16 protein-coding genes and 1 pseudogene are annotated in these 18,088 nt (G+C 58.5%); 8 read left to right on the plus strand and 9 right to left on the minus strand.

What is annotated here, in order from left to right; translation table 11 throughout:
- The first annotated feature begins 9 nt into the window (after positions 1-9).
- The 8 genes from I3K84_RS07595 (at position 10) to I3K84_RS07630 (ending at position 8,466) form a co-directional block, all read left to right on the plus strand.
- Positions 10-1,314, plus strand: coding sequence for a tryptophan--tRNA ligase (locus I3K84_RS07595; RefSeq protein ID WP_196995827.1), 1,305 nt, complete (start codon positions 10-12; stop codon positions 1,312-1,314).
- Positions 1,315-1,665: 351 nt separating this feature from the next.
- A complete protein-coding gene (locus tag I3K84_RS07600) occupies positions 1,666-2,895 on the plus strand; it encodes a site-specific integrase (RefSeq protein WP_196995828.1) in 1,230 nt (409 codons plus the stop codon).
- Between the two features lie 337 nt (positions 2,896-3,232).
- Positions 3,233-3,802: an AlpA family transcriptional regulator gene (locus tag I3K84_RS22220; RefSeq protein ID WP_231403427.1), complete on the plus strand. Its 570-nt coding sequence runs from the start codon at positions 3,233-3,235 to the stop codon at positions 3,800-3,802.
- 14 nt (positions 3,803-3,816) lie between these two features.
- A complete protein-coding gene (locus I3K84_RS07610; RefSeq protein WP_196995829.1) occupies positions 3,817-5,298 on the plus strand; it encodes a hypothetical protein in 1,482 nt (493 codons plus the stop codon).
- Positions 5,299-5,509: 211 nt separating this feature from the next.
- Positions 5,510-6,778, plus strand: a complete 1,269-nt coding sequence (locus I3K84_RS07615; RefSeq protein ID WP_196995830.1) for a phage/plasmid replication protein — start codon at positions 5,510-5,512, stop codon at positions 6,776-6,778.
- A gap of 86 nt (positions 6,779-6,864) precedes the next feature.
- Positions 6,865-7,092, plus strand: a complete 228-nt coding sequence (locus tag I3K84_RS07620; protein ID WP_196995831.1) for an AbrB/MazE/SpoVT family DNA-binding domain-containing protein — start codon at positions 6,865-6,867, stop codon at positions 7,090-7,092.
- Between the two features lie 191 nt (positions 7,093-7,283).
- Positions 7,284-7,577 carry a hypothetical protein gene (locus I3K84_RS07625; RefSeq protein ID WP_196995832.1) on the plus strand — a complete coding sequence of 98 codons (294 nt, stop codon included), beginning with the start codon at positions 7,284-7,286 and terminating at the stop codon, positions 7,575-7,577.
- Positions 7,567-8,466, plus strand: a complete 900-nt coding sequence (locus tag I3K84_RS07630) for a TIR domain-containing protein (RefSeq protein WP_231403428.1) — start codon at positions 7,567-7,569, stop codon at positions 8,464-8,466. The genes I3K84_RS07625 and I3K84_RS07630 overlap by 11 nt, the downstream gene beginning before the upstream one ends.
- A gap of 324 nt (positions 8,467-8,790) precedes the next feature.
- Here I3K84_RS07630 and I3K84_RS07635 read toward each other — a convergent pair whose 3' ends face one another.
- The 9 genes and pseudogenes from I3K84_RS07635 to I3K84_RS07675 form a co-directional block, all read right to left on the minus strand.
- Entirely contained in the window at positions 8,791-9,903 is a 1,113-nt protein-coding gene (locus tag I3K84_RS07635; protein ID WP_196995833.1) for an NADH:flavin oxidoreductase/NADH oxidase, read from the minus strand.
- A gap of 15 nt (positions 9,904-9,918) precedes the next feature.
- Positions 9,919-10,935, minus strand: a complete 1,017-nt coding sequence (locus I3K84_RS07640; protein ID WP_231403429.1) for a substrate-binding domain-containing protein — start codon at positions 10,933-10,935, stop codon at positions 9,919-9,921.
- Between the two features lie 60 nt (positions 10,936-10,995).
- Positions 10,996-12,591: a GMC family oxidoreductase gene (locus tag I3K84_RS07645; RefSeq protein WP_196995834.1), complete on the minus strand. Its 1,596-nt coding sequence runs from the start codon at positions 12,589-12,591 to the stop codon at positions 10,996-10,998.
- 38 nt (positions 12,592-12,629) lie between these two features.
- Positions 12,630-14,018 carry an FAD-binding oxidoreductase gene (locus tag I3K84_RS07650; protein ID WP_196995835.1) on the minus strand — a complete coding sequence of 463 codons (1,389 nt, stop codon included), beginning with the start codon at positions 14,016-14,018 and terminating at the stop codon, positions 12,630-12,632.
- Complete coding sequence (locus I3K84_RS07655; protein WP_196995836.1) at positions 14,008-14,829, minus strand: shikimate dehydrogenase; 822 nt, start codon at positions 14,827-14,829, stop codon at positions 14,008-14,010. The genes I3K84_RS07650 and I3K84_RS07655 overlap by 11 nt, the downstream gene beginning before the upstream one ends.
- 3 nt (positions 14,830-14,832) lie before the next feature.
- Positions 14,833-16,278 carry an aldehyde dehydrogenase family protein gene (locus tag I3K84_RS07660; protein ID WP_196995837.1) on the minus strand — a complete coding sequence of 482 codons (1,446 nt, stop codon included), beginning with the start codon at positions 16,276-16,278 and terminating at the stop codon, positions 14,833-14,835.
- A 27-nt stretch (positions 16,279-16,305) separates the two neighbouring features.
- The gene (locus I3K84_RS07665) at positions 16,306-17,079 is read right to left on the minus strand and encodes an SDR family NAD(P)-dependent oxidoreductase (protein WP_196995838.1); all 774 of its coding nucleotides are present in this window, start codon (positions 17,077-17,079) and stop codon (positions 16,306-16,308) included.
- A gap of 27 nt (positions 17,080-17,106) precedes the next feature.
- Positions 17,107-17,811, minus strand: coding sequence for an ABC transporter ATP-binding protein (locus I3K84_RS07670; RefSeq protein ID WP_196995839.1), 705 nt, complete (start codon positions 17,809-17,811; stop codon positions 17,107-17,109).
- Positions 17,795-18,079, minus strand: a pseudogene (locus I3K84_RS07675) (branched-chain amino acid ABC transporter ATP-binding protein); the annotation flags it as partial. The gene I3K84_RS07670 and the pseudogene I3K84_RS07675, both read right to left, overlap by 17 nt.
- Positions 18,080-18,088 lie beyond the last annotated feature (9 nt).

Raw genomic sequence — 18,088 nt, forward strand, 5'->3', positions numbered from 1 at the left:
ATCCCCCTCATGCCAAAGACCATCCGCTTCCTCACCGGCATCACCCCCTCGGGCACGCCGCACCTGGGCAACTTCGTGGGCTCCATCCGCCCCTCCGTGGCCGCCAGCCGCAACGCAGGCGTAGAGAGCTTCTACTTCCTGGCCGACTACCACGCCCTCATCAAGTGCCAGGAGCCCGAGCGCGTGCACCGCTCCACGCTGGAAATCGCCGCCAGCTGGCTCGCCGCCGGACTGGACCCGCAGCAGGTCACCTTCTACCGTCAGTCCGACATCCCTGAAATTCCTGAGCTGCACTGGTTGCTGACCTGCGTGACCGGCAAGGGGTTGCTCAACCGCGCCCACGCCTACAAGGCCGCACAGGACAAGAACCAGGAAGCCGGCCGCGACCTGGACGACGGCGTGAGCGCAGGGCTGTTCATGTACCCCGTGCTGATGGCGGCCGACATCCTGATGTTCAACGCCCACAAGGTGCCCGTGGGCCGCGACCAGATCCAGCACATCGAAATGGCCCGCGACATGGGGGCCAGCTTCAACCACCTCTACGGCGAACACTTCACGCTGCCCGAGGCGGCCGTCGAGGACAACGTGGCGTTGCTGCTGGGCCTGGACGGGCGCAAGATGAGCAAGAGCTACGACAACACCATTCCGCTGTTCTCGACGGGCGAGCAGTTGAGGAAACTCATCGGCTCCATCGTCACCGACTCGCGCGCTCCTGGCGAGCCCAAGCAGGTGGAGGGCTCGGCTCTGTTCCAGATCTACCAGGCCTTCGCCACCCCCGAAGAGACCGCCGCCATGCGGCGCGCCTATGCGGACGGCATTGCCTGGGGCGACGCCAAGCAGATGCTGTTCGAGCGGATCGACCGCGAAATCGCGCCCATGCGCGCGCGCTATGACGACCTGATGGCCCATCCCGAGAAGGTGGAGGCTGCCCTGCAAATCGGCGCCAAGCGCGCCCGCGCCATCGCCGCCCCCTTCCTGCAGCGCCTGCGCGCCGCCGTAGGCCTGCGCAGCCTGAGCGCCGTCGCACACCCTGCACCGGCCACGCAGAAGACCAGCAAGGCCACCCTGCCCGCGTTCAAGCAATACCGCGAGGCCGACGGCAAGTTTTACTTCAAGCTGGTGGCTGCCGACGGCCGCTTGCTGCTGCAAAGCACGGGTTTCGACGCCCCGCGCGACGCCGGCCAGTCCATCGCTCGGCTGCAAAAGGAAGCCGGCGCACTGCAGGCCCTGGCCCCCCTGTTGACGCCGGTGGACGGCGTGCCAGCATCAGAGGTGGAGGCAGCGCTGCTGGCTCTGGCAGCTGCGCAGGAATGAATCCCGGCGCCCGTTGCTATTATTTAAATAGCTACTGGCGCTAGCTCAGCAAGGCCCCGGGGGCAAAATCGCTCGAAATTTGGTCACAAGAGCTGGCCCCAGAAGGGACGCACCAAGAAAAAAGCCTTGCAGGCGACTGGCTTGCAAGGCTTTTTAGTTTGGCGGAGAGGGTGTCACTGAATTTTTAGTCCGCCATTCTCCAAAACAGCTGCACATTCAATGAATTCAACGGGTTACGCCGAGGCGTTCGTCCGCCATTCTCCGCAGGATTCCGCGAGGTAGCAGCTGATTTTGATATGCGAGTTGATAGCTAAGGGGATTCATCAACCCTTCCTGACTCACAATTCCAGCATGGCTATCCACAAACTCACTGACCTCAAGATCAGAGCCAAGATCCGAGAGATCGAAGAACTCGCTTTCAGCACCCCCAAGAACGCACTGCTTGGCGATGGTCAGGGCCTAACCCTCGCGATTGCCAAGAATGGCAGCGCAAGTTGGCTTTTCAGGTACATGGATCATGGCAAGGCCAAGTCGGTAGGCCTCGGAGCCTACCCTGCAACTTCTCTCAAAACGGCCCGAGAGAAAGCCCAGGCCCTACGCGATGCCCGCGCGAACGGTACTGACCCAGCTGCAGCCAAGCGGCAGGAGGCCCGAGAGCAGCAACTTCAGCAAGCCAAGGCCAAGACATTTGAGACCTGCGCCACTGAGTTCATCGAGTTTTCCAGGCCTGCCTGGAAAAACGCCAAGCATGCCCAGCAGTGGACCAACACCCTGACGCAGTACGCCTACCCGGTGATCGGCCAGCGTGCCATCGGGGACGTGGACTCCGATCACATCGTTGAGATCCTCTCACCCATCTGGCAAAGCAAAACAGAAACTGCTACCCGGCTGCGCGGACGCATCGAGGCTGTACTCGACTGGGCAACAGTCAAAGGATGGCGCAAGGGCGACAACCCCGCGCGGCTCAAGGGCCACATGGAATATCTGTTGCCTAAGGTGCGTATCGGAACCAAGAACCACCACGCCTCGCTGCCCTATGAGGAACTACCGAGCTTCATGGAAAAGCTGCAAGGTGAGAGCGGCATGGCCCGCTACGCGCTGGAGTTCCTGATCTTGTGCGCCTCGCGGACCGGTGAAGTCGTCGGCGCGCGCTGGGATGAAATCGACTTCGCCAAAGCCATCTGGACCATCCCTGGCGAACGCATGAAGGCTGGCAAGGAACACCGGGTGCCGCTGGGCAAGCGCGCGCTGGAAATCCTCGCCACGGTCAAGCCCTTCTCAGGCAAACAGTTCATCTTCATCACCGGCAAAAAGGATGTGGCCATGTCTACCATGGCGATGTCGATGCTGCTGCGTCGGATGGACCATGGGGATGTCACGGTCCACGGCATGCGTTCGACATTCAGAACCTGGGCCGGCGAGCGTTCCGGCTATCCCTTCGAGGTGTGCGAGCACGCGCTGGCACATCGACTCTCTGATGCCGTCGCAGCGGCGTACCTGCGCTCGGACTTCTTCGCCAAGCGCACCCTGCTCATGGCCGATTGGGAGAAGTACTGCTTTTCTGCTTGCACGCAGGATTGACAGCTCTTGCGAGGCAGTAATTTGCCGCGCTAGAATCCAGCGACTTTCAAGAGGGCGCCGGTAGCAACTGGCGGGCACCGGCTGCGAGGCCGGAGTCGGTTCTGAGAAGGCATCAGCCTGATATTCCCCCAACTGTGCCTGTGACATGTCATGGGTTCACGGTGAGCCAAACGACTTCGTCGTTTGCCAGCAGAGCCCGGTCAATTTCCTGACCGTCTGACTGGTGCTAGCAGCGGCAGATGCTTGAGGTACGAGTACGAATTCAACGTTGCATGGAAGCCTGGCAAGGCTTCGATGCTTGTTCGCAGTTTCGTTTTTCGCACCCAAGGAGTCCCCTGTGAGAAATCTTCCTGAGGCAGAACGCCTCCAAGCCTATTTGCGCGCATTGCACCAGCCTTGCACGGTGCTGGTCAGCGCGTCGCACGCCAGCTTCTTCAAGCCCGCTCCCCGGGACGCACATGCCTACATCGTTCAAGATCCGGCACGGCCGTGGGTGCACCACTGGGTGCGGCACGATGGCACGCACGTCGTTCTGGACAAAAAGCAGTCGCAGCGTTGCCCTGGCTTCTCCGGCAAGGTCGCTGTGCACATCAAAGATCTGACCGGCAAGGCCAAGAAGAAGGCGCCACGCTATTCGACTTTGCTCACCGTGGGCGTTCCCATCGAACGCGAACCGGAGGATCCACCCGCCATTCGGCTTATCGGAATCGAGCGGGTCATGGCGATCGTGGGATTCCAGAAATCTTTCATCTACGCGCAGCTGGACTTCCCTGAGCCTGTGCGCTTGGGGTCTTCTCGTCGCTCAGCAGTCCGTTGGGTTGAAGCGGAGGTCCTGGCCTGGTGCGAAAAGCTCATTTCTCGCCGCAGTACAGCGGCTAAGCGTGTCCCCAGCCTATCGCAACTTTGATGAAAGAAATACAAATGACCTCGCCGAAAAATGAATGGAAGCAGATCTCCATGTACAACACCCACACTTGGGCCGAAGCGTCCAAATGGAAGCTTCGTGAGCGTCGATTCCTGATTCCTTACCTGATTCCGGAAGCTGAGACCATCTTGTTCTTGGCTGACCCTGACGTGGATGTGCAGACGTTTGCAAACCTGCTTGCGTTCAGAACCTCGCTGGGCTTGCCGGTGGAGCCGTTTACTTCGCCCAAGGCATCTCCTGTACTGGCCATTTATGGGCCCAGACAGGATCTTGAACAGGCAATGAAAACTCTGCACCGCATCGACAAGGCCTGTGCCTGCGCAAGCAGTGATGTATCCAACAAGGACGCGCTGGGGAACTTTCTTTTTTATCACGCAGAGGCAGAAGCAGACGAAGCAACTTACCTTGACACGTCTACCGGGCAGGCAGCGTTACTCGCATCCATCCCCAAGGGCTGCAAGCTCATCGTGATTACTGATCTCGCTACTTGCTTGTCACCGAACGTCAAGGACCGGGACAGCAGTCTGTCGGTACTGACAAAAAAGCTCAACAGTGCAGGAGTGGCCGTGGCCATCTTCGAGTCTGCTCTGCCTCGCACGAGCATCGGTGCTCAGTTTGTCACCAAGTCCAGTTGCATCGTTCGTCTCATGTATGACGAGGCGGCGCCGGCCGAGGTGGGCGGAGGTTTTCATCTCGTGCGTAAGAAATTCGACCCATACGACACCGCTGATGTGATCCCCACCCGGATTCAGTTCTGGTCGACCACTTTGGGTGGAAAACTCGAATGGGGTTGGACCTTCCGTGATGAGCAGAATCAGCAAAGCAGCAAGCAGGTGGCCATCATGGAGCGACGGATCAAGGTTGCAAACCTGCTGGCAGCCAAGAAGGAGCAGAAGGAAATCGCAGCTCTGTTGGATGTTCATGCGGCCACGATCTGCCGTGATGTTGCTGTAATTCAAGCCCAAGAGGGCACGTCGTTGGTGTCGCCTGTACCTGTTGAGGCACATCCAGTCGCAAATGATGGTGGCCTTTCAGCGTTGGAGGAGGAATGGGGCGCGCGCACTGGTCAGACGCTGGCCGTAGACCATGCGGGGCATGCCCCTTTGCCGGTTGAGAGAGAAGCTCCTCCGCTTCAGCGGCGTCAAACTAGACGAGGCGTTGGCATGGCGCCGATCAACCTCAAATGCGATGAAAGTATTGAGTCCGAGTTGACTGCGCGTGAGCATGACCAACCTCATCGGACGAGGGCAATTCAGCGTCCACGTCCTGCGCGGCTTGCCAATTCCGCACCGCCTTTTTTCGGAGCTAGGCCCTCGCGCCGTCGCCCGACCCGCGGCGTTGGCACAACTCCCATCAATCGCAATGGGGATGAGAGTTTGGACTCTGAATTGACATCGTCGGGTGCGCCGTTGCCCCAATCTGAAAGTCAGGTGCAAGGGGGAGAGGGCCATCAAACCTCCTCTAACGACTCTGAATAGAGAAGGGGAGATGCGTGCTTTGCAGGCCTGCAATTTTGCAATTCTGCAATCGGGGGTGAGGGCGCTGTTGGCTGGAGAGATGCCGGTTGCGGGGTGCACGAGTGAGGAGACCGTATAGCGCCTGTAAAGCTAGTCAGTCGCTATACGAGCCGACATTTGTTCGCAATTTGACAGCTCACCAATCAACCAGTCGCCCTGGACTGCTTTCACCATGAATCCCCAGCATCGCGTCAATACCATCATCCCATCAAAGAGCTTCGTAGCACAGAGCTTCAAACCGCCCACCTCCACATCGGAGGCTCAGGACCGCCCGCTTTGCAGCCCCCACTTTGATCGTATCGCCGTCTTCGGCGGACTGCATCACAAGCCAATTGGGGAACTGTTCTACAAGCTATATGAGGACGAGCCTGTTGCCGTGGGATCGGCTGCATTCAAGCCCAACCGCAGCCGCGCGCCGGATGACGTGTACATCCGTTCACGCGATATCGAGGGGCGCAGCAACCCCATGGCCAACAAGCTGGAGTTCAACTGTTGCCCACCGCAAATCCTTCAGGGGCACAACTTCTTCGGCCATAACTCACTGCAGGATTACGTGACGGCGATCTTCGAGCAGCAGGTCGACAAGTTCAACCTGCGCCCCAGCGCCGAGGAACGGCATCGCTGGCATTATGGTGATGTGGATCTCAGCCATGTGCACCTCTGCGCAAACTTCTGGTTTCCAGAAGGCTCGCAGCGCATGGCCATCGACGCGATAGATGCCAACAACGTCGAAGGCAAGCACCGGGACGACGAAACCTGCATCAGTCTGGGCTACAACGGTGATTCTCGCTCCGAGTACCGTTCCGTCACGGCGTATGACAAGCATGTTCTGCTGTCCAAGCTGTGGAAGAGGCCGGGGCACTACCAGTCCCGCATTTTGCGCACTTCCCGCCGCTCGTTTCGCGTCGAGATCAAGTTGTTTCGCCGCCTGCTCAAGGAACAGGGGCTTGCCAAGGTACGCGACTGGCGCAATCAGGACGTGTCCGCGCTGTACTTCAAGTATCTGGCGGCGTTCAATATTGCCAACTCGTTCCAGCCGCTGCTAACGCCAGATGAATGCACGGAGTTGAAGCGCGGGGCACTGCGGGCCTACACGCTCTGGCTCAACGGTGAAGACCTTTCGCGTCACTACGGGCGCACCACTGTTGCCAAGTACATCAAAGAAGTTCGGGGCACGATTGGCATTGACATGGCGGCCCATCGCCGACCCGAGAAGCTGCCGCCGCTGAACCTGGCTGAACTCCTGGTACCGGAGAACGTCGTGCCGGTGCCGCGTTGGGGCATAGAGAGTGGCCGTTACTGGTGGCCCGGTCGCGCCGAAGAGGAGTACGGCGCGCGCCTGTTGCTGCCTGACGAAGCTGCGCCCGAGCCACCACAAATCTGGACGCCCGACGCGGGGGACTTCGTGTACGACGAAGAGCTTGACCGGCTGGCACTCTGATCGCTTAGTCGCTGCTGAATCGGCACTGGATGACCTCCACGCAATTTGTTGATCGTCATTGGCTATCAACAACAAGGAGGTCCATCATGTCCGTTCGTCTATGTCGTTGGGGCAACTCAGTTGGCCTGCGGTTGCCCAAATCTTTGCTGCAAACGGCAGGGCTGGCCGCTGGGGGCTACGTCTCTTTGCGCGTCCTGGATAACGGGGATATTCGCGTGCGGTCGATGAACGGCAGTGTCCCAGCAGAGGCCATTGCTGAAACTCCCGCCCCGCAGGCGGCCGATGCTGGCGACGGCTGGGGTGACCAATGGTGAGGGTGTTGCTTCGCGTCTTCGACGAGCCCGGGGGCCGACTGTGGATCATCGGACAACCCGTCAACGTCGCCCTGCGTGACCTTGGGCATTTGCTTGTGCGGGCTACGTTGCTGTGTACCTGCGCAGCAATCGATTGACTATGGAGGACATACTGGATAATCCTCTATAGCGGCTACACAGGAGGAAGCGGAGTGGTGAAAATCGAGGGCCTTGATGAACTCACTCGTGATCTAGCGGATGCACAAAAGGCCTTGTCAGCCATAGACGGAGAGTTGGGCTCGGTTAGCTTCGATCCTCATGATCCTGGCAGCATCGATGCAGCCATTCAGGAGGTGGAGAGGCTTGTAGATGAGCAGTTGGGCGCCTATGCAGCCAACGCACTCGTTGGCCCTATTGCACAGAGCATGAAGGCGCAATATCGGCAAGCAATCATTGACCAGGCCGCAGCAGCACGAATTGGCGAGGACAAGTCAAGTGGGGATTGATTCCGGTATCTTCAAGCAGATCAACAATGCTGTGTTGGATCTTCAAGCATCAGATTTTCAATCTTACAAGCGGCCGATCAAAAACCTAGCGCGCCTACTTCGAGATCCATCACTTGCACAGATCAATGAGCAACTGACTACCGGGCTTGATCTAGCCCAGTTCATTGAGGATAGTGAAAAAACTCAAGGAAGCATGGTTGGCAGTGCTGACTTGCTCTGGCCTGATGAAGTGGAGCGCGTATTAGGACTGACATATCTGCTGATCTGCAGGTTCGGGGAAGATCCTGATTACCTATTCAACTTTGGGCACACCTTTTATTACGGTGGTTCGAAAGTGAACTCCAGCATTCAGAACGTCGTTCGGCAAATGATTATTCCGTTTGCCAGGGACTACAAGGATTACGTCATGAGCCACGGCGCCAGCCCTCAATCACACTTGCCCATGGCAACCACGAACAAAGTTTTCATTGTGCATGGGCACGATGGAGAGGCCCGAGAGGCTGTCGCGCGTTTTCTGGAGAAAATGGGGTTGCAGGCGATCATCCTGCATGAGCAGGCTAATCAGGGGCGCACTGTTATTGAGAAGGTCGAAGCGAACGGAGACGTTGGCTTTGCTGTGGTGCTGCTAACACCTGATGATGTTGGATGCACCAAAGGTGGTGAGCTGGGGCCTCGTGCTCGTCAAAACGTGCTCCTTGAACTGGGTTACTTCATCGGCCGCTTGGGACGCGCCAAAGTCTGCGCTCTCAAGCGTGGAACTCTTGAAATACCCAGTGACTTTGCCGGCGTTGTCTGGGAGAACATGGACGGTAGTGGCAGTTGGAAGCTGGCTCTGGCCCGTGAACTCAAAGCTGCAGGACATGACATTGATTTGAACAAAGCGTTCTGATCTCGGCTGAAACTTCAGCATCGCTGACTATCGACAAGTGCGTGTTATCGCTACGCAGCGATGTCAGTGACCAGTTAGGCAGCGCACAATTGCTGCACGTAAATACGGACCGACGAGTACCGGCAATGCAGCGGTTGGGGTCGACCAGGAAGTTGTTTGGAGCGTCCGCTCTTTGCCACAGGTCGAACCGTAAGCTCCCCCTCGGAGTCCCCAAGGAGCGTTCAACTCTCAATGTTTGATAACGTGAAATAAGGAGCCTCAACATCGAGGAAAGCCAGCAATCGAATAGGTTGCACTGACCAGAGCAAATACCGCCGGGCAAAGTCAGCGCTGTCCGATACGGGTGTCCCCAAAAAGGTGAGTCAACCCACGAGGCTGTGATCGCCAATAGGGTGGCGGAGCCTCAACTTCGGCGCCCAAGGTGGCCGCAGCGTGCCATGGCCAGCGAGGGTTGAACAAAATCGCTCTGGCCAATCCGACCAAATCTGCACGGCCTTCTGCGACGATATCTTCTGCCTGCTGAGCCTCCGTCACCAGTCCAACAGCGACGGTCGGCAAACCCGTGGCCTGGCGAATCCGTTCGGCCAGTCCAACTTGGTAATTAGGGCCGATAGGAATTTTCTGAAGCGGAGAAACCCCGCCGCTGGAGACATGCACAAACGCCACACCCCGCCGCTTCAGCTCGGAACAGAAGGCTACGCTCTGCTCGATGTCCCAACCACCGTCCACCCAATCGGTAGCGGAGATACGAACACCGACAGGTATAGAGGACGGTACTGCCGCTCGAACAGCTTCGAAAACGTCTAGCGGAAAACGCATTCGATTTTCCAGTTTCCCACCGTATTCATCTCGTCTGAAATTGGACAAAGGCGACAAGAATTGGTGCAACAGGTAACCGTGCGCGGCATGTACCTCGATGGCATTTATGCCAACACGGTACGCCCTTTCGGCGGCGTCTGCAAAGGCACAACGGATACGCTCCATGCCAGCCTTGTCCAGTTCGATGGGAGCTGGTTCCCCTTCGAGATGCGACACGGCAGAAGGCGCCAAGGGAGCCCAACCACCCTGATCTGTCGGTATCAGTTGCCCACCTTCCCAGGGGACATGACTTGAAGCCTTGCGGCCTGCATGCGACAACTGTATGGCAACAGGCATGGTTGAGAATTGGCGCGCTTTGGTGAGAGTTCGTTTCAACGAATCCTCATTAACTTCCGACCACAAGCCCAAATCCTGATGTGAGATACGACCCTCTCTCGTTACTGCTGTGGCCTCCAGAATCAACAAGCCAGCACCGGACAGCAACAGGTGCCCAAGGTGCACCAGATGCCAATCCCCAGCATTACCCTCGTGTGCGGAATACTGGCACATGGGGGCAATGACGATCCGGTTTTTGAGGCTTAGGGCCCCCAACGAATAAGGAGAGAACAGGTTGCTCATCGCATACCGCCTTCTTTAAATGATTCTCTTCAGGCTGTCCCTAAGCACAACCCGTGTCGACAACAGCGAATCCGACGCATCTGAAGATCCTTCGATCAAATTCACGATGCGGTGGGCTGCCAGTGATCCGATTTCGACCTTGGGCACATGCACAGTGGTCAGCTGTGGTTCAACTAAACTGGCCAACTCAATATCGTCGGAGCCTGTGATAGATAGATCTTCCGGTACATTGACCCCCTGATCTCTGCACTCAGCCATAGCGCCGATGGCGATCAAATCGTTGCCACAAATAAGGACTGTGGGCCTGACTTGAGTGGCCAAGACCAAACGCACTGCCTGCCGCCCCCCCTCAAAAGTAAAGGGCTGTTCAATGATTCGTTCCGGGCGCAGGGTCTGCCCCGCACCCTGCATCGCTGCCTGCGTGCCGGCAATACGGGCCCGGACCCGCTCATTGCGGTAGGACTGCCCGGGACAGATAGCAATTTCAGTATGACCGTGTTCCATCACTACCTGCGCCATCTTGAAAGCCGCGTCGTAGTAAGAGAAACCGACACATGGTCGGCGGTTGGCATCGTCCATCGACCATGTCAGTACATAAGGCAGCTTGTACTGACTCAATAACTCAAATACCGAGTCATCGTGATCGGTACCAACCAACACTACCGCATCCACCCCCCGCTCAACAAAGGATCGCAAAAGACCAAACTCCCGCTCAGGCTTGTATTCATGGCTGGCAACCAGGAGTTGGTAACCCAAGTCCCACAGTGTTTGCTGAAGGGACTGGATTGAAACAGCAAAGATGGGGTTATCAAGCGAAGGGTATATGGCCGCAATAGTACGGGTACGCCGAGAAGCCAAAGCCATTGCCGGACCATTGCGCACATACCCCAACTGATCAACTGCCCGACTCACACGTTCCAAGGTAGAAGGTTTTACCTGGTGGGGCACCGACAGCGCACGTGAGGCGCTGCCCAAGGAAACACCTGCAAGCCGAGCCACATCCTCTAGAGTGGGGCGAATACCAGTGATCATATGCTTCAGAAACGTAAATCAGTGGATATCAACGCCTACCCGGAGATTCCTGTAACGCCCTCAGGACAGGCGATCACCGAGAATCAAATCGGCGCCTTTTTCCGAGACCATTATGACGGCGCCCTGGATGTTGCCTGAGACCATCTTGGGCATCACTGAGGCGTCGACAATGCGCAGCCCATTCAGTCCCTTGACTTTCAGCCGAGGGTCGACAACCGCCCGGTCATCAGTGCCCATGCGACAGGTGCCTAACGGGTGGTAGATGGTCTGACCATCTTTGCGGGCAAACTCAAGCCAGTCAGCATCTGAGACAACCGAGGCACCTGGATTCATTTCATGCTCGATGAAATGTGCCATCGCGGGCTGCGACATGATGTGGCGCGCGAGTTTCATGCTGCTGACGATGCACTGTTGGTCCACCTCGCTGGCCAGGAAATTGGGCCGGATCGCTGGCTGATCAAACGGATCTGCGGACCGAACATGAATAGTGCCTTGGGACTCCGGGCGCAACTGCGTTACTCCTATCGTCATCCCCGGCGCACGGTCGAGGATACGCTCGGCGGCATTGGCGTAGCTCGCGTGCACCACGAAGTACTGTGCATCTGGCGAGGGCAGATCCGAGCGGGTTTTGACAAAGCCATGGACGAGGCCAGTTCCCAGAGTCAAGATACCTTTGCGTGTACTGAAATACTTGGCAACCTCGCGTACCAGGCGCCAACCTCGGGACATCTCGTTCAGGGTGACCGTGTTCTTAACGCGCCAGTTCATCCGCGTGGCGAAGTGGTCTATATAGTTCTCACCCACCCCAGGCAAAGCATGTCTCACCGGGATGCCAAGTGATTGCAACAACTCGGGACGACCAATGCCCGACAGCTCGAGAATCTGAGGGGTCTGAATAGCGCCTGCGGCCATGATGACCTCCGACGAGGCCGCCACCGTGAACTCGCGTCCCTCGCGACGGTAGGTCACTCCCGTGCATCGAGTGCCTTGCAGTTCAAGTCGCAGCACATGAGCCCCGGTTCGGATCACCAGATTCGACCGAGAACGCGCCGGCTTAAGGTAGGCGTCGTAGGCACTGCAGCGCTGTCCATTGAGCTGGTTGACCTGGTAGTAGCCAAAGCCTTCCTGGGTGGGCGAGTTGTAATCCTCGTTAAAGACTTGACCAGCTTGCTCCGCCGCCTTCAAGAATGCATCTGAGATGGGAAACCGTTCGCGTACCTGGTCCAACTGAAGTGGCCCCGACTTGCCACGCGTTTCACCGCCGAGCGAGTAGCTTTCCAGGCGCCGGAAATAGGGCTCTATGTCAGCGTAGCCCCAGCCGGTTGCTCCCGCAGCTGCCCAGGCGTCGTAATCGCCGGGCTGCCCACGCACATAAATCATGCCGTTGATCAGGCTGGATCCGCCCAGGCCCTTCCCACGTGGTACCGAGATGACCCGCCCATTGGTGTTTTCTTCAGGTGTGGTCTTGAACAGCCAGTTGTATTTTTTGTTTGTCAGCAGTTTGCTGAATCCGGCCGGGATGGCAATCCACGGGCTCGATGGCTCTCCTCCCGCTTCGATCAGCAGCACTCGGTGCTTGCCCGATGCGCTCAGGCGATCTGCGAGCACGCAGCCAGCCGTGCCACCTCCAACAATCACGTAATCGTAGGTTTCCATGTCCATTAGAACTTCATTAATGATTGATTCCACCGCGATCAACGGAGGGCGAGCACCTTGCCAGGGTTCAGGGTGTTCTGAGGATCGATGGCCTGCTTGATACGCCGTGCGATGTGCAATTCAAGCGGGGCTCGACACCGCACGAGTTCGTCTACCCGGTACTGACCGATGCCGTGTTCTGCCGAGATACTTCCGCCGAACTCGACCACGACGTCGTGCACCAGCCGGTTAAGTGCTGAGGCATCCAGCGACGCCGGGACAATCACGTTGTAGTGAAGGTTGCCGTCACCAGCATGACCGAACGTGTTGATGCGTGCTTCGGGAAAGGCGCACATTACCGCCTCATCGGCTGCCTTCAGAAAGTCCGGTATTGCCGAGATGGGCACGGATACGTCATGTTTGACCGAACGACCCTCTCGACCCTCAGCTTCCGTGATGGATTCGCGTAAGGCCCACAAATCCGCTTCCTGGCGCTCGGATTCCGCCACCACACCATCGGAGGCTATCTCTTGTTCGAGCACTTCGCCCAGGAAAGCCTCCGTGGCGTCCCGCAGCCCAGGCAAAGAGGAACTGGCCTCCAGAAGCACGTACCAAGCTGAATCGCCCAGAGGTACCTTGAGATGCTGGTGTCGGCTCACCCGCTCTAGAGATGCACCCGACATCAATTCAAACCCGGTCAGCGTCTCGCCTATCGCTGCCCGAGCGGCGCAGAGCACCCTCAAAGCATCGGCCGGAGACGGAACGGCCAGCAAAGCCGTAACACGGTAGCGCGGCTTGGGTGCCAGTTGCAACACAGCAGCAGTCACAATGCCCAGGGTACCTTCGGTGCCGATAAACCACTGTTTCCAGTCGTAGCCCGCGTTGTCTTTGCGCAAGCGTCGCAGTCCGTTGATCACCTGGCCGTCCGCGGTGACGACTTCCAGCCCCAGAATACGAGAACGCGCCATGCCGTAGCGCAGCACGTTCGTGCCACCCGCATTAGTCGAGACGATGCCACCGATGCGCGCCGAACCTTCTGCAGCAAGGGTAATAGGCAGCAATAGTCCCTTTTCATTCACAGCTTGCTGCGCCGTTTGGAGTACGCAACCGGCTTCGACTTCAATGGTCTCGCCTATCACATCAATGTCCCGAATGGCATTCATGCGGGCCAGCGACAGCACCACCTGTTGACCGCTGGCGTCGGGTGTTGCTCCACCCGACAAACCGGTATTTCCGCCGTACGGCACCACGGCCACACCGGCTTTCGAGCACAGGCGCACCACTTCCGCCACCTCCTGGGTTTTGCGCGGCAACACGGCACATAGTGGGCGCCCAACGAACATTTGTCGCCAGTCGTGACAAAAGGGGATCAGATCAGTCTCTTCGGTCACAACGCCACGCTCACCGACAACCTGACCCAGAGCTGCGAGTAAGGCGTCACTCTGCATGCTCTACTCCTTCGGTGTGCCCATGACGCATGAAGGCCGCCATCAGGGGAATCTGACTGGCGAGCATGGGCGCACCCATGTGAATGCGACACCCCCTGGCACGAGCTTCCTTGAGCAAGGCTGTTTCAGCGGGCTGCATGATGATTTCAGCCACTGTCTGTTCCGGGTGAAGGCGCGCAGTATCGAGCGGCAGGGCGTCATCACCGCGTAGGCCCAGCGACGTACCGTTCACTACCAGGTCGTGTCTGGAGGGATCGTCAGTCCCGACCAGCAACTCCACTCCAGGCGCCACCGTGCGGATACGCTCTATGAGCTGGCGTACTTTGTCGGTGGTGCGGTTGGCGATGGTCAGGCGGCTCACACCGGCACAGGCCAGGGCAAAAGCAATGGCGCTTGCGGCGCCGCCAGCCCCGGCCAGATAGGCACTTCGGCCCCTCGGCTCGATGCCTTCATGGCGCAGTCCCGCGACAAATCCCTCCCCGTCCAGCATGCTGCCGATCAGTCGCCCTTGTTCCGTCCGGTGGACCACGTTGACCGCCCCGATGAGCCGCGCATGGGCAGACACTTCGTCGCACAAATCGACCATGGCCGTCTTGTGAGGCACCGTGACCACAAAGCCGGCCAGGTTTTTCATGACCCGCAGCCCTTGCACAACTGCGGCCAGTTGATCCGTGCCGACATGGATGGGAACCATCACGCCATCGAAGCCCTCCGCCTCAAAGTGGCTGTTGATCCTCTGAGGTGTTTTGACGTGATGAATAGGGTCCGCGAGAATGCCAAAGACTTGGGTGTTTCCAGTGATGACTTGCATGGGTCAGGCCAGGGTGTAAGCAGTTTTGACTGAGGTGTAGAACTCGCGGGCATAAGTACCCTGTTCACGGGGACCATGGCTGGATCCTTTGCGGCCGCCAAACGGCGCGTGGTAGTCGACCCCGGCCGTCGGCACGTTGACCATCACCATGCCGGCGGTTGAGCGGCGTTTGAAATCCGTCGAGTGCTTCAGCGAAGTGGTGCAGATCCCAGAAGACAGACCGAAATCGGTGTCGTTGGCTGTTGCCACCGCCTCTTCGTAGTCCTTGACGCGGATGACGGACGCCACAGGACCGAAGACTTCTTCGCGGTTGATGCGCATGGTGTTCTGCGTCTCGGTGATCAGTGCTGGCGATAGGTAGAACCCCGGGGTCTCACGCACCAGCAGTTCTCCGCCGGCGACCAGGCGCCCACCTTCCTGACAGCCCAGTTCGATGTAGTGCATGTCCTGATCCAACTGGTCCTGGGAGGCGACTGGACCGATGTCTGTTCCTGGCTTGAGCGCGTGATTCACACTGAGTGCGGCCATCCGCTTTGCCATCGCGGCGATGAACGCATCGTGAATGCCATCTTCCACCACCAGCCGGCTGGAACCCGTACAGCGCTGCCCGGTGGAAAAGAACGACCCGTTGATCGCGACAGAAACAGCCTGTTCGAGATTCGCATCGTTGAGGATCACCAGCGGATTCTTGCCCCCCATTTCCAGCTGGACCTTGGCACCGCGCTCCATGCACGTCAAACCAATGGCGCGACCTGTCTGAACCGAGCCGGTGAAGGTGATGGCGCGTACCTTTCGGGAGGTTGCGAGCGTCTGCCCAACCTTGGAGCCCGGGCCCATCACAAGGTTGAAGACGCCGTCTGGCAACTTCCCGGCGCGGGCGATGATTTCAGACAGCGCCCAGGCACTACCTGGGACCAGATCGGCCGGCTTGAAGACCACGGCGTTGCCGTAGGCCAAGGCAGGCGCGATTTTCCAGGCTGGAATGGCGATAGGAAAGTTCCAAGGCGTGATGATGCCCACCACACCTTCGGGTTCTCGGCTGACCTCGACATCGACACCGGCGCGGATGGATGGCAGTTTTTCGCCGCCTAGACGCAAGGCTTCACCCGCAAAAAACTTGAATACGCGCCCCGCGCGCACCACTTCGCCCACCCCCTCAGCCAACGTCTTACCTTCTTCGCGCGACAACAAGGTGCCCAGTTCGTCCTGGCGGGCCAAGATTTCCGTCCCGATTCGGTCCAGCGCATCGGAACGCTGTTCTGCGGTGCAATTGGCCCATAGCTTTTGCGCTTCGTGGGCGGCATCGATGGCCTGTGCGGCCTGTGCGGCATCGGCGCGAGCGTATTCACCGATCACGTCGTTGGTGTCCGAAGGGTTAAGGTTCAAACCGACGGAGACTCCGTCGACCCACGCGCCAGCAATAAAGTTCTTGTGTAGCTTGGTACTCATAGTGTTTGTTCTGTTCAAAATGGGGGGTCAGGTCATGAGCCAGCCACCAGCCACATCGATAACCTGCCCGGTAATGAAGCTGGCGCGTTCGGAGGTCAGAAACAGGCAGGCATCAGCCACTTCCGTGGGTTTTCCAAGACGCCGCAGAGGCGTCACGTCGATCACCGCCTGATTGGCCTCAACAGGGGCGCCCGCGACCATGGGAGTGTCGATGCGTCCAGGTGCCAGAGCGTTGACGGTGATTCCGTGGGGACCCAGTTCGCCTGCGAGGTGCCGGGTCATACCGATCAGCGCCGCCTTTGTGGTGCTGTAGTGTGCGGCGACGATGTCCAGGTACGCCTTGCCCGCCACCGAGGACATGTTGACGATGCGGCCGAAGCGCCGCTCAACCATACCCGGAGCTAGCAAACGCGTGAAGTGAAAGACACTGTTCAAGTTGACGTCCATCACCTGGTGCCATTCCGCCGGATCCATCTGCCAGATGGGTGCAGGCAGGCCACCATGCTTGGGCGAAATTCCAGCATTGTTGATGACCGTATCGATTGGCCCCAACGCGGCTTCGATGCTGTGACACGCACGCTGACAGTCGTCAAACCGCCCCACGTCCGCGGCAACAACGTGGAGCCTGTGGCCTGCCGCCGTCAGCCGGGAGGCGAGGGCAACCGCTGCCTCGGCTGAGCGGTCAACAATGCCTACCGCGGCGCCTCGCAGAGCATATTGTTCGGCTATTGCCGAACCGATACCACCACCGCCACCGGTCACCAGGACCACCCGGCCTTGGTGTGTCTGTTCGTTGTCCATGTGATATTCCGTTTGAAGTGGTGGACTTCAATGACCCAGGTACGCGCGGCGTACGTGCGGGTTTTCCAGAAGCTCTTTCCCGGTGCCTGTCAGAGTGATAGCCCCGTTTTCAAGCACGTATCCCCGATCCGCGATCTGCAGCGTATGAAATACGTTCTGCTCCACGAGCAAGACGGTAGTGCCCTGCTCTGCAACGGTTCGAATCACGTTGAACATCTGGTCTACCAGCAGAGGAGAAAGTCCGAGTGACGGCTCATCAAAGATCAGTAGCCGCGGGTCGGCCATCATTCCGCGCGCAATGGCCACCATCTGCTGCTCGCCTCCCGACAACGAGCCGGCCAATTGCGCCAGACGCTCCTTGACGCGGGGAAAGATGGCCAGCACACGCTCCATGCGCTCTTGGTGGAACTTGCGGGCCGAAGGCTTGTAGGCCCCCATCAGCAGGTTGTCTTCCACGGTCAGGAACGGAAATAGCTGCCGCCCCTCGGGAATCATCGTGACCCCTAGCTCAACGATCTCATGAGGCGCATGAGAGGTCAGCTCAATGCCGTCGAACTCGATGCTGCCACTGCGTGCCTTTACGATGCCACAGAGCGTCTTGAGCGTGGTCGTCTTACCGGCGCCGTTTGCCCCGACAAGTGTGACCACCTCCCCAACCTGCACATCCAGCGACACACCTTGCAGCACCTCACTTTTGCCGTAGCCGGCCTTCACATCACGCAGTTTGAGCATGGGTGTATCCCTTTCCCAGATAGGCTTCGATGACAGCCGGGTCGTTGACCACATCGGCCGGTTTACCCTCACGCAGGACTTGCCCCACGTTGATGACCACTATTCGGTCGGACAACGCCATGGTGGCTTGCATCAAGTGCTCGATCATCAGCACCGATACACCTGCATCCCGTATGCGCCGGATCATGGTGATGGCCCGCGCCACATCGGACGGATTCAAACCAGCCAGCACCTCGTCAAGCAGCAGAATGCGTGGCCGGGTGGCTAGTGTAGTGTT

This window comes from Diaphorobacter sp. JS3051 (assembly GCF_015832135.1).
Classification (GTDB): domain Bacteria; phylum Pseudomonadota; class Gammaproteobacteria; order Burkholderiales; family Burkholderiaceae_C; genus Diaphorobacter; species Diaphorobacter nitroreducens.